Source organism: Mucilaginibacter sp. (assembly GCF_041088075.1).
Classification (GTDB): domain Bacteria; phylum Bacteroidota; class Bacteroidia; order Sphingobacteriales; family Sphingobacteriaceae; genus Mucilaginibacter_A.
The window spans coordinates 37,206-50,170 of sequence record NZ_JBGCVY010000017.1; the positions used below are offsets into that span (position 1 = coordinate 37,206).

Below are 12,965 nucleotides of genomic sequence, written 5' to 3' on the forward strand. Positions count from 1 at the left end.
AGGCCATGCTTCTTTTACCCTATAAAAATTGGTGTCTGTACCAGCGTGGACAAATCAAAAACCAGGCAATGTCAATTTTTAGGCGGTAAAAGAAGCATGGTGCAAAGCATAAAAGAATAAGTTTAAACAAGTTCAATTACTGAATAGAAACCACTCAATAACAATATAAAAAATATTAGAATGAAAGTATTATATCAATACATGGCATTATTAATTACATGTGTCCTGTTGTGCACAGGCTGCGAAAAGTATTTAGATGTGCAACCCAAAGGGAAGCAACTGCTCGTTACAGCGAGTGATTATGATCTATGGTTAAACAGCGAAATCTTAACCTATGAAACCAATGCCTTCGTTACCGTTAGGTTTACAGATTTATACGATGTTTATCCTTTTAATCTCATGTCAAGTTCGGCTTCGGACCTGGAATATCGTTGGGCACCGCAGTTTAATGATGCAGCAACCACTCCGGATATTTGGTCGGGTTTTTATGCAAGCATTTATTATTATAACACCGTAATAAATGGTATTGATGATGTAAAAGATGCCAGCAGCCAGCGTAAGCAAAGCCTTAAAGCTGAAGCCCTTCTGGGCAGAGCTTTCGAATATTTTTACCTTGTAAATTTATATGGAAAGCCGTACAACCCCGCAACAGCAGCACAGGACTTGGCTGTTCCGTTTGTACAATCTTCTGATATTGTTACCGATGTCCCTCCGCGTAGCACCGTACAAGATATGTACAATCATATTATTGCCGACCTCAAGCAAGCCGTAACCGCACTGCCCGAAGACAACGTTCTGAATCGCTTTAGAGGATCGGTAGCGGCTGCAAACAGTATGTTGGCACGAACTTATTTTTACATGGGTGATTATGCAAACGCTCAAAAGTATGCAGAACTGGCGCTAACGGCACCTTCGTTAGGAATGATAGATTATAATACAGGCATTACCAGCCCTTCGGCTTATCCTAATTGGCCTTTGCTTGCCACACGTAAAGATGTGATTTTTGCCCGGGGAGCAGGTAGTAAGTCAACAGTTGCCACTATACCTATCCCGCTATCTTATTATAATAGTTTCGCAAGCGGGGATTTAAGGTTTTATTTTATAAAAGACAACAGAAAACCTACCCTTTCTCTTAATCCGAAACGGGGAACGATAAACTATGTTATGGCATATCCAAGTTTTGCAAACAATACGGGCAATGGAAACAACGCCAATATTGGCCCGTCTGTATCAGAGATGAAACTGATCATAGCAGAGGCAGCTGCGCGCTCTGGAGATATAACTACTGCCTTACAACAACTGGATGATGTTAGAAAAAACAGATTTGACACTACAAGCTATCAAAAGTTTATATCTGATGACAAAGTTGTGGTGTTAAACAAAGTATTGGATGAGAGAACTTTTGAACTGCCGTTCGTTGGCCTGCGTTGGCTTGATATGCGCCGCCTCAATGCCGAAGGCAAAATGCCGGCAGTACAGAGATACGATAATACGAATACTGTTTTTGCTACATTAAACCCAAACGATCCGCGGTACGTTTTACAGATTCCCCTAAACGTGTTGAGGTATAATCCAAACATGCCGCAAAACCCTTAATTGAATCTAAATTTCAATCAGCCTAAAAATTATGACACATATAGTAAAAAAAACCACATTCATCTTTTCATTAATTTCATCCTTTTGCAACTTGGCTTTAGCGCAAGAGTCGGCTTTTGTTATTAACGGCACTTTAAAAAACTTCAAACCCACGCCAGATAAAGTTTTCCTTATCTATCCCCCTTATGCGGGCGGCAAGGTTGACAGTTCGTCGGTGGTTGGAGGAAAGTATAAGTTTACAGGAAAGATAGGAGACGACGCATTGCCATTATCCTTGGCTTTTGGCCCTGAGCCGTTTTTAGCAGCGCCTACCGCAGATATTCAAACCACGCTTATTGTAACCAAGGGGCAAACAGACATTGTATCAGACGGTGAAATCTATAATTTTACTGAAAATGGCGCATCTCAAAAAGCATTTACCGAATACCATAATGTGGCAAGCAAAGCATTTAATGCTGGTTTGGAATTAATAGCAAATATGAAAACGATTGCCTACAGGGGCCGCCAATCTGTAAGGAATTTAGCAATGGAGAAATACACCGATGCCCTTAAAGATTATCCGGAAATGTTATACCGCTTTATTTTAAAAGATCCTGGTTCTGAAATTGTTCCTTTGGTTACCAAATTGTTTTTGAACACAACCGATGTTACCAAATCTAAGGCAGACTCCTTAATTGCTATTTTATCTCAGAAGCAAACAGGAACTAATATTAGAACCGAAACGTTAACTAAACTAAAAGAAAAGTCTGATTTGCTTGCAAAGCAGATGGGTACAGCGGTAGGTAAAATGGCCCCGGATTTTACCCAAAATGACGTAAATGACAAGCCAGTTTCTCTAACTTCTTACAAAGGCCGGTATGTACTTTTAGATTTCTGGGCGAGCTGGTGTGCACCTTGCCGAGCAGAAAATCCAAATTTGGTTAGGGCTTATGCTACATATCATAATAAAAACTTTGACGTTTTGGGAGTATCGTTAGACAGATCAAACGCAAAACAGGCGTGGCTAAATGCCATAAAGAACGACGGACTGACCTGGACCCAGGTTTCGGACCTTAAATTTTGGGACAATGAGGTTGCAAAACTTTACTCTGTAAACGCAATACCACAAAACTTTTTAATTGATCCGAACGGTAAAATTATTGCCAGGAACTTACGTGGTGAAGAGTTAAATAAAAAATTGGCAGAATTGCTGGGTAATTGATGGAGCGAACACTTTGATGGCTTGTTACGTGTTTTCATAACTATTGAAATAAGCCAGCGTTTTATAATTTTTTAATTTTAACATGCCCAAATCATAATAGCCAGTTCAATAAATTGAACTGGCTATTATTGTAAGAAAATGACACCGAAATAAAAGTTTGAAGTTAAAGAGCCTGTTTAAATTTCTATCATAAAAATTTATAATGCTTCTTTTATGCCTGTAAATCCTGTTTTTGGAAGCTGTTCCAATACAAAAAGTACAATGGGCCGATGATTTTTATGCGGTAAAAAAAGCATAGAAAATATGTTGAACAAAATTTAAACTGGCTCAAAGTTTTTTAAACTTTTGTACCTTGTTTAAATTTATACATTAAAGAAAACGCCATGCTTCTTTTACCAGGTAAAATTGATGCCTGCCTGCATTTGATCAACCAGAAAAACCAAACGGCCAAGGTTTTTAGGTGATAAAAGAAGCATCAATTTAAAAAAAGAGGGACAGAAAAAAAGTTTAAACAATTTTGTTGTTAAAATTAAAAAGCATAAAATTTTATTTTAAATATTGATGCAATGATAATATCATGAAAAATTATAAAATAAGATTTTTTAGAGCCTGTTTAAATTTCTGTCATAAGAATTTATAATACTTCTTTTATGCCTGTAAATTTCGTTTTTGGAGGTGGTATATTGATACAAAAGGTACAACAAACCAATGATTTTTAGGTGGTAAAAGAAGCATTGACAAAAATTTATCAATCCAAATCTAATCATGCTTCTATAAAAACTACAACCTCCTCATTTCATCCCCGCCGTATAATCCTGCTTCACACTAAATTTAAAATACTGACTTGCCGCTTCGCCGGTTGCGGTAATGCCTTGCAGTACGCCGATATAATTTCCCGTTCGGTCTGAAGTGTAAAAGTTTACCTGCGTTTTTCCTTGTGCACCCGTAGAAACAGATGGCGACCAGTAAAGCACGTTTCTAAAATCGGGAAGCCGGCTGGCCATTTGCTGGCTGCTTTCGTACACGGGCGAATAAAATTCCCGCTCCAGTTGCATGCCTTCGTAATCAATAATAACTGCGTGAGGGTCAAATTCATAACCGCCCAAATCTCCTTTATAAGTGGTAAAATTTAGTATCCCTTCAAATTCAGTAGCTTGCCATAAATACTGGTTATTAACCAGTTCCAGCTTTTGTATTTTCAGCGGGTCTATCGCCATTACTTTGTCTATATTAAAAACAGGAACACCATCCAGTATCACAATCGGGTCTCCGCCAAACCTTGCATTTTCCTCGTAAATCCTGATATGAAACCGCTTTTGCTGTCTTATTACGGTCAATGATTTTACATATTCGCGCAAAACCTCTTCCATCGTGGTAAACCTGGTGTAATCATCCAATTTGTAGGGGGAAAATAATTTGCCGTAAAAAGAACTGCTGTCAATTTTTGGATTGTAAAACTGCCTCAATTTATTTCCGGCATACAGGTTTTGGACTTGCATATCCAAACTTCGGGCTTTCAATGCGCTTTGCATATCTTCTGTCAAAGCAAAAACAGGCAATGTACTTTTGGAATATTTTTCTGAAAAAGGGCTTAAAATATCAATGCGGTAAGTACTGTCTTTTTCAGTATTGGTTTGCACCACAATTTCTCCCGGCCCGTAAAGGTCTTTGGTATTGAACAGCAATTTGCCTGTAGAATCGCTGTTAGAAGTGTACAATTGCACGCGTTTTCCCGGCACGGCCAAATAAGCGGTAATGTTTTTCTCCGGTTTATTGGTAGCGATACCGGTTAATTTGGCAGTAACCAAATGGCCGGTGTATTCGGGAAGAAATGAAAATGAAGGTTGCGGGTTTTTGAAAACTTCTTCCCATTTAAACCTGCTCCATCCTTGCGAAAGCATCAAATTGTCTATGGCTTCGTCGGCTTCTGCATTTTTGTTTTTGAAATAATAATCCGGCGATTCGATGTTGCCTTTCAAATCCGAAGTGAGCCACAAATAATTAACAATATCTCCAGGTTCTGTAGTTTGAAGCGAATCAATCTGGTAAACCGACATGGACAGATCAGCAACCAAAGGCTGGCCTTGCTGGTCTTTAACCGAAACGGCAACATTTACTTTTTTTCGCGTGCCATATTGTTCCTGGTCTGGATTGAGGTTGATCACAACTTTTTGTGCCGGCCGTTTAAAATAAAGCCTTTCGCAAACTGGTTTTCTGTCGCTGTTAAATACGGTCAGGTGTGAAATCCCTTCTCCCAGCAAAGCTTTGTCAATTAAAAATTTGGCCGTTCCGTTTACCAAAGCTGCACTTTGTACAGACTTAGTTATACTTTTGGTATGCGCAAATAAATACACTTCGCCTTGATTGGAATTGCTGTTTACCGTTACGGTCAGTTGAGTGGCATTGTCTGTTAATTGCATCACAAAACCCTGGTCAAATACTGACGGCAGTTCTTTTACAATTGGTTTGTTTTCTGCTTCAATATAAACTACCGCTTTGTAAGTATCTTTTAAATTGGGTTTAAAAGTGAAGTTACCGATACCAAATTTTAAAGGACGGAACCTGGCAACAGTGTCGTTATGCTGATTAACAATTGCGCCCCTAATGTTTACACCTTTCCCATCCTTGCTAACTACTTTAAACGCCACTTTGCTGGTCAAACCGTTTACCAAATTTCCGCCTTCCGGGAAAAACTGAATGTCATAAGTTGGCTTTGCTTTGTTTGCGGTTGTTTCCGGCGATTTTAAAGGATTGATGATCGTTATGTTTTTTTCAAAATAATTGTCTGCGCTAAAATTTTTCATCCAATTGGTGTAAGCACGCAAATGATAATTGCCGCTGTTGATGGCAACCGGAATGTAAACCGAGCCATTTCCGCTGCCGCTTCCTTTTAAAGCAACTTTGGCTTGTATCACCGGGACTTGGTTGTTGTCCAGCACTTCAACATAAGCCACTTTGCTGATATTGATGGGTTTATTGTTTGTGGCATCAACATTGTAAACCTTGAACCATAAAATTTCGCCGGTTAAATACGTGCTTTTATCGGTATGCACAAATAGTTTTTCCTGGAAAGTTTTCTGCTGATAAGCATCAAAACTGTTTTGAATAGCAGTTGCGGTTTGTGCATTACTTTCAAACGAAAGCAGCAGCACCAATACAAAACTGAGTAAAATATTTTTTAACATATCTTCAATTATTATAGCTAATTCGTTTTGTTCATTTGGTTGCCGATGCTTCTTTTATCGTATAAAAAACATTCAAATTTATCATCCTGTTAAACACCAAAATTTTATGGGTAAAAGAAGCATTGTTGTTTCATCTTTATTTCCAAAATACAGGCTGTTTAGTCGTTCCGCGAATTGTACAATCGGTACACGAAATGGTAGAACTGATGTAACCATCCGGCCTAGCAGTACTTCCGGGATAATAGAATGGATATATCGGGATAGAAGCAGAGCCTATAGGAATAAGAAAAAGTGCCACCTGGTTTCTCCCATTATAATTAACAAAAACAGAATCCGTGCCGCAGTTATAAGGATATGCAGGTTGCCAGCTTGGCGGCAAAGCATCGTTCGATATAAAGATCCTTTTACTTTTAACATTTGTAGCACTGATAAACCCGATAACAGGTTCCGTAGGGTCGGCGGCATTATGTATATTTCCGGAACTGGTAGAAGGTTGTGCATCAAATATACTTCCAAGCTGTTCTGTGTTTTTTTTCAGGTTTTGCCAATACAAATAAGCGTCTTTTGTTAAGGCATACTGTTTAAGCAAGATGCTGTATTTAATTTCAATTTTTTCGGATGTGGAAACAATCGTTGTGATTGGGTTTTGATAGATCACATCCTGTTGCAGTTTCTCCGTAGAACCTAAAATGATGTTGTTTGATACATCGCTGCCAAAACAATAATAAATCATCTGGTCTGGCCTTCTTGGAACGATATCAGTTCCATTGGTAATAGAAACAGATTGATACTTGGAATGAAACCTCCAGGTTTCTACAAAATCCCAACGGTAATAACGGGTATTGTTTTTAGGATCGTGGGTGTTGGCATAAATCTGCAACCCGTTTGAGGTTATATGATAACCAATACTATCAATTGCAGGCGTGGGCGTAAATTGTACATAGTCCGAAAAGTAAGTTTTTCCGTTATTAGTTTGGATATGCAAGCGATATTTTTTCGTGCTGTCGAGGTTTAACGGGGCGCAAGTATATCTGCCGCTGCTTGCTTCTTTTAACGCATAAATATTTCCCGACACATCTTCAACACTTAATTTCGCATTGGTTTCTGTTTTAGATTTTGTATTTTGAGAGAGGTTTACCGTGCGGCTAAGCTTGATAATTGTGGAGTCGGAATTGCCGTTAATTACACCTTCCACCACCAGATAACTACTGGGCGCAGTTACTGCAGGCGGGTTATAAGCCTTTTTACAACCAAGGTTTAAACTTAGAATAAACAGCCATAAAAGAAGCATTTTACTTTTCATAAATTTAAAATCTGATGTTGTAATTAATAAAAGGGATCGGCCGGGCAAAAATGGACAACTGGTAACCGTTGATCGCACCGCCTTCCGAGGTAAAATAAGTTGAATAAGCATTCTGCCGGCCTGTTAAATTATAAACGCCAATAGTAAACGAATTATGGGTTCGCTGGTGCACTTTATGGTTGCCTTCTATATTCATGGAGAAGTCTGACCTGAAATAATCCGGGATGCGGTATTGGTTCCGATCCGAATAATAAACCCTTTCGGCACCCGCATACTGATACTTGGCAATCGGCAAAGTAATTGGGCGGCCGGTACTGTAAGTTGCATTTAAAGAAACACTAAAGCGATGCGACAAACGGTAGTTGCCGGTAAAGTTGAAACTATGCGGCTTGTCAAAATTTGCCGGATAATAATTGCCTTTGTTGATCAAATCGCCTGCGTTCGGGTCATCTTGTTTTAAAAAAGTACGCGAGTAAGTATAACTCATCCAGCCGTTTAATTTTCCTGCCGTTTTGCGCAGTAAAAATTCTGCGCCGTAAGCTTTTCCTTGTGTGTTGATGACGTCTGTTTCAACGTGATGGTTCAAAACCAGTGTGGCACCGCTTTTATAATCCAAGTAATCTTTCAGCCGTTTATAATACACTTCCACAGAAAGTTCGATGGTGTTTGCCTTGGCATTGTGATACAAGCCTAACGAAACCTGGTCGCCGTATTGCGGTTTAATGTTCGGATCGCTCAACTTCCAAACATCCGTAGGCGAAATTGCGGTTGTGTTGGAAAGCAAATGAATGTACTGCCTTAATGTATTGTACCCGGCTTTGATGGAAGAATTATCACCCAGGTTATACCTTACCGAAGCCCTGATCTCTGGCCCATGATACGTGTTAATCACCTGGTTCTTTTTATAAGTTGTGCTGTCAATCAGGTTTACACTTTCCCGAGGCAGATTGGGCGCATAATAATTAACCGTTTGCGGGCCGAGGTAATTGTACAAAGAATAGCGCAAGCCAAAACTAACCAGCAAATCAGGCGTGATGTCGTACTTGTCGCCCAGATACAAAGCGCTTTCCAAGGCCCGTTCTGCCGAAACAACATCTGGCACCACCAAAGATTTGCTTCCGTTCGGTTCAAAATCGCCGGGGTTTAGTTTGTACAAAATAGAACTCAGCCCAAAATCAACTGTGTTTTTTGGGTTGACGTAATAAGTAAAATCAGCTTTAAAATTGGTCTGGTTGATATCAAAACCCAGCTTATAAGCATTTACAGGATTATCGGAACTGGAAGTATTGTATTGGTAATGATCGTTCCCGGCGGTAAAAACACTGTAAAACCGGTTGCTAAAATTATGCTTCCATTTGATGTTGACATTGGTGTTGCTGTAAGCGTAAGCCGTATCGCTGTTCAACTTAAATTTATCATTGCTGAGGTAACTGGTGATGTAAATGTTGTTCCGCTCATTGATTTGGTGGCTGATATCCAAGTTCAAATCATAAAAAGAAGCCTGGCTGTGTTTGTAATCTTCGGGCAACAGCTTTAGCAACCAATCGGAATAAGTGGTGCGGCCGCCAAAAATAAAAGAAGTTTTATCTTTGACGATCGGGCCTTCGATATTAAACCTGCTGGTAAGCAACCCGATACCTGCCGAACCGGTAAAGTTTTTCTTGTTTCCTTCGCGGTCTGTTACATCCAAAACGGAAGATAAACGGCCGCCGTATTTTTCCGGGATACTGCTTTTATACAGTTGCACATCTTTAACAATATCCGGGTTGAAAGCGGAAAAGAAGCCGAAAAAATGCGCCGGGTTATAAATCGTGGCATCGTTCAGCAAGATCAAATTTTGATCGGCAGCGCCACCGCGGACATTAAACCCGGTGGTTGCTTCGCCAACCGATTGCACGCCGGGCAGCGTCAGGATTACCCGCAACACATCGGCTTCCCCAAAAACTGCCGGAACTTGTTTGATCGCTTTGATGTCCAGCCGGTTTACGCCCAACTCCCCGCTCCGTACATTGGCTACTTTTTCCGCAGAAATCTTTACTTCTTTTAACGAGGTAATTTGTTCCTGCATTTCAATATTCAGTTTTCCGTTGCTGTACAACAGGATTTGCCTCCGCGTGTCGCGCATGCCCAAACCGCGAATACTTAACGTTTGCCTGCCGCGCGGCAGGGTAAGGGAGTAATAACCAAACTGGTCTGTAGCAATTCCAATCTTAGAATCAACCACTTTGATACTTGCACCAATAACCGCTTCGCCCGATTTAATATCTTTTACATAACCGGCCAGTGTGGCCGTACCCGGTTTAATTTCGTTTGTTTTTATCCCGATTTCGTACAATTTGTTTTCCGTTGTTGCTTCCGGTATTTTTTTATCCTGATCGTTGGCATAATCTACAATTGGAATTGTTTCATGCGATACATCCCCTGCCTTTCCTTTAAAAAAACCAGCAGCCAGCGTTGTTTGCAGTTCCCTTCCTTTGGTGAGGAAAACCTGCTGCCCAACTATGGCATAATGAAAACTGGTATTGCGAAAAGATTGTTCCAGAATGGTTTGCAAAGGCACATTGGCAACTTCCAAAGTAACTTTTAAACTATCAAATTGTGCGGGGTTGTAATAAAAATGATAGCTGCTTTTTGATTCCAATTCAGCAACAAACTGTTCAATCTTAACTTCATGAAAATTGACGCTAAAAGTTTTTGCCGGTTGTTGTGCAAAAGCAACTTTTATAAGTATCAGCAGGAAAAAAACGAAATAACATTTTTTCATATCAGTTTGATAATTGGTCGTAATAAGCAGCAATTTTTACCAATGCCTGCTCCGAGTCTGCTTTATACTTGATACGGTTATCACTGATAAAAAGCTGGACTTGTTTTTTCTTGTCTTGCAAAGCTTTTAAAATAGAATTTTTTCCGTTGATCTTGTAATAAATGCCTTCATTTTTCAGGTAAACCTCTTTTTTCTCCGTATTGAAATAGCTTTCTAAGGTGGTTGATTTTGTATTTGTTTGAATAGTTTTTGATCTCTTTACCAAAACCTCTGTTTTTCCTTTATAAAGTTGGTCAAATATCCCGTTTTGGATTCCCGAATCTTTCAAACTATCTGCATGAACATAGATAAAATGATGATCTAATAAATTAAAGTAGTGCAATTTATCATTCAGCAAAGTATAGCGAAAAATTTTGTTATAATACAAAACCACCACACAATTCTTGTAAATATCATACATCATCGAAACATTGTTGTAAACTACATCATCATAATTTACCGATCCAATCTTCCAAACATTTATATCATCGTAATAAGCATTTCCTTTAATTGCAGCATCGTACTGCTCATATTCCGGCCCGTTGTACAACCTGGAATTTTCACCGATAGCCGTAGTAAAATTCTGAATAACATTGTTGATTTTTTGTTGTTGGGAAGAAGTATCCCTTACCAATGTTTGGCCAATTAAAGTTTTGCCATACACCATACATATAAAAGATACGGCTATGAATTTTAAAATATTGCTGCTCATTTTTTAGGTAGATGGAGGAACGAAAGTTACAGTAATATCTTTTAATAATCAAACACTTAATTTTTTGAAAAACAAACAATTGACCCAGACCGAGCCGGAATACTTTCAATTAAGAATGCTTCTTTTAGCACTATAAAATTTACCTGTTGCAAAAAAGGATGCTGCCATTATCCCAAAACCACATCCCACGTTCCTGCGTTAAAAAACATTTTAGCTGATAAACCGAATGCCATTCAAACTCAAACTCCTCGCCCTCCTCACCATTTTTATGCCGGTAAAAGAAGCATCGGCCCAAATTGCAGCTTTTAAAGACATCCGTAATTACGAAACTTATTATGCCGAGGCCAGAAGAAATACAGAAAACTGGCTGGTCATACGCCGTTTCGAAGATTCTGGAAAAACCTGGCTTTTGCTGGCAGAACCACGGACGCTGGTTACCAAAGTTGCCGAAGCCAATTCGTACGAACTTAAACCAACCACACTTGCAGCAGCACGGCAATCTTTCAACAATACCGCTTATACCAATGCTTTAACCGCTGCCGAAAAACAATCAGCTACCATTCAGGATGCCGGAATTGTACAGGGAATGCCGAAAGAAGCGGGAATTAGTTTAACGATTGACCTTTGTCCTTCGCATAAAAAACTTGACCGCCGTATTTTTAACGATGTTTTTCAGGAATTTAACAAAGCAGAGCCACATCCGCCGGTTGCCATTTCGGTTTCGGGTTTGTGGATGAAAGACCACGAAGCAGATTTAAATTGGCTGAAACAGCAGGAGCTGGACGGCCATATTTTTATCACCTGGATCAACCATACTTATAATCATCGCGTTGACCCTAAAAAGCCTCTGAAAGAGAATTTTTTGCTTGAACCCGGCACGAATATCAACTACGAAGTGCTGGAAACCGAGCAGGCCATGTTGCGCAACGGCATGCTGCCTTCGGTGTTTTTCCGGTTTCCGGGACTGGTTTCGGATGCAAAATTATTGTTTGAAATTACCGGTTTTGGTTTGATCCCGATTGGCAGCGATGCCTGGCTGGCCAAAGGACAAAAAGCGTTGCCCGGAAGTATTGTGCTGATCCACGGCAACGGCAACGAACCGATCGGCGTGAATGATTTTATCAGTTTGCTAAAATCAGAACAAAAAAATGTTACGCAAAAACAATGGTTGCTGTATGATCTGCGCGAAAGTGTGGACGAAGAATACAATCATTAAAGCCTGAAAGCAATCCCCGCAAAAAAAGCATGGTCTGCCGCCTTTTGAAATCCAAGATTAAACCCAATATCAAACATTACAGACTTGGAAATACCATATTGCAAAGCCGCATCAAAGTAATTGTTGATGTTGTGTGCTTTGAAATCATACTCGTAATAAGTTTCTAAATAACCATTTAAGTTTTTATTGAAAATTGGATGCCCGATATTGACAGATTGTAAAATTTGATTGTGCAAACCATCGCCCACATCATCTTTTAAGCGGTCGCCTTCTACTTGCAAACTTAGTTGCCAATCGTTTTTTAATTTGAACATGATTGGAACAATAATTCCGCCTTCATATTTAGAATTATCCTGGTAGTGGTTGGTTGGAAAAGTTAAGTACGGAATTACAGCCAGCGAAATATTGCCGTCATCACCCAAAAAATTCTTTTTTAAACGGATGGTCAAATCACCAAAACCAGCATCTGCGGTTTTCTCATGCGTGGCCAAATCTTCGTTTTGTTGATGGGCGTAAGTTTGGATCAAAACTTGCGCAGCCAAACTGTTGCTCAACCCAACTTTGATGTTGAAATAATTATACAAGATGGCGTGTTGCCTGCCTTCTTCGGTTGTTTTGTATTCATAGCGCAAAAAATCGGCTTCGTATTGAATGTGCCCGGCATCAACCGTGTAAGGCGATTCGGTGATGTTCGGTCGGTCCGGATCAAATGACCGCAACGAATCTTTTGGTGTGGGATGAAAAAGATTGTAACGTTGTTTGATTGGCTTTTCTGTTTTGGGCAAATCCTGTGCGCAAACTTGTAGAACCAACGCGAAGAAAATAAAAATCAGAAAGATAAATTTTATGGTCATAAAAGAAGTATTGGGATAATTTTGGACACAAAAAAAGCTGCCTTAGTTAAAGCAGCTTTTAAGAAATATGTTTTTTTCTGAATAAAATCAGCTAA

At 39.5% G+C, this 12,965-nt stretch carries 8 protein-coding genes; 3 read left to right on the plus strand and 5 right to left on the minus strand.

Annotation, left to right across the window (positions count from 1 at the left end):
* Nucleotides 1–180 precede the first annotated feature (180 nt).
* Complete coding sequence (locus V5804_RS03050; RefSeq protein ID WP_369589895.1) at nucleotides 181–1,596, plus strand: RagB/SusD family nutrient uptake outer membrane protein; 1,416 nt, start codon at nucleotides 181–183, stop codon at nucleotides 1,594–1,596.
* Between the two features lie 31 nt (nucleotides 1,597–1,627).
* On the plus strand, nucleotides 1,628–2,797 hold the full coding sequence (locus tag V5804_RS03055) for a redoxin domain-containing protein (protein ID WP_369589896.1): 1,170 nt from the start codon (nucleotides 1,628–1,630) through the stop codon (nucleotides 2,795–2,797).
* 791 nt (nucleotides 2,798–3,588) lie between these two features.
* Here V5804_RS03055 and V5804_RS03060 read toward each other — a convergent pair.
* The 4 genes from V5804_RS03060 to V5804_RS03075 all read right to left on the minus strand — a co-directional run bounded on the left by V5804_RS03060 (nucleotide 3,589) and on the right by V5804_RS03075 (nucleotide 10,800).
* On the minus strand, nucleotides 3,589–5,982 hold the full coding sequence (locus tag V5804_RS03060; RefSeq protein ID WP_369589897.1) for a hypothetical protein: 2,394 nt from the start codon (nucleotides 5,980–5,982) through the stop codon (nucleotides 3,589–3,591).
* A 136-nt stretch (nucleotides 5,983–6,118) separates the two neighbouring features.
* Complete coding sequence (locus tag V5804_RS03065; RefSeq protein ID WP_369589898.1) at nucleotides 6,119–7,285, minus strand: DUF4249 domain-containing protein; 1,167 nt, start codon at nucleotides 7,283–7,285, stop codon at nucleotides 6,119–6,121.
* 4 nt (nucleotides 7,286–7,289) lie between these two features.
* Complete coding sequence (locus tag V5804_RS03070; protein WP_369589899.1) at nucleotides 7,290–10,049, minus strand: TonB-dependent receptor; 2,760 nt, start codon at nucleotides 10,047–10,049, stop codon at nucleotides 7,290–7,292.
* 1 nt (nucleotide 10,050) lies between these two features.
* The gene (locus V5804_RS03075; protein WP_369589900.1) at nucleotides 10,051–10,800 is read right to left on the minus strand and encodes a hypothetical protein; all 750 of its coding nucleotides are present in this window, start codon (nucleotides 10,798–10,800) and stop codon (nucleotides 10,051–10,053) included.
* 226 nt (nucleotides 10,801–11,026) lie between these two features.
* On the opposite strand from V5804_RS03075, the gene V5804_RS03080 reads away from it, so the two are divergent.
* Nucleotides 11,027–12,016 (plus strand): polysaccharide deacetylase, encoded by a 990-nt coding sequence (locus V5804_RS03080; RefSeq protein ID WP_369589901.1) that lies wholly within the window; start codon nucleotides 11,027–11,029, stop codon nucleotides 12,014–12,016.
* Here V5804_RS03080 and V5804_RS03085 read toward each other — a convergent pair.
* On the minus strand, nucleotides 12,013–12,870 hold the full coding sequence (locus tag V5804_RS03085; RefSeq protein ID WP_369589902.1) for a transporter: 858 nt from the start codon (nucleotides 12,868–12,870) through the stop codon (nucleotides 12,013–12,015). The two genes, V5804_RS03080 and V5804_RS03085, sit on opposite strands and share 4 nt — an antisense overlap.
* Nucleotides 12,871–12,965: the final 95 nt, after the last annotated feature.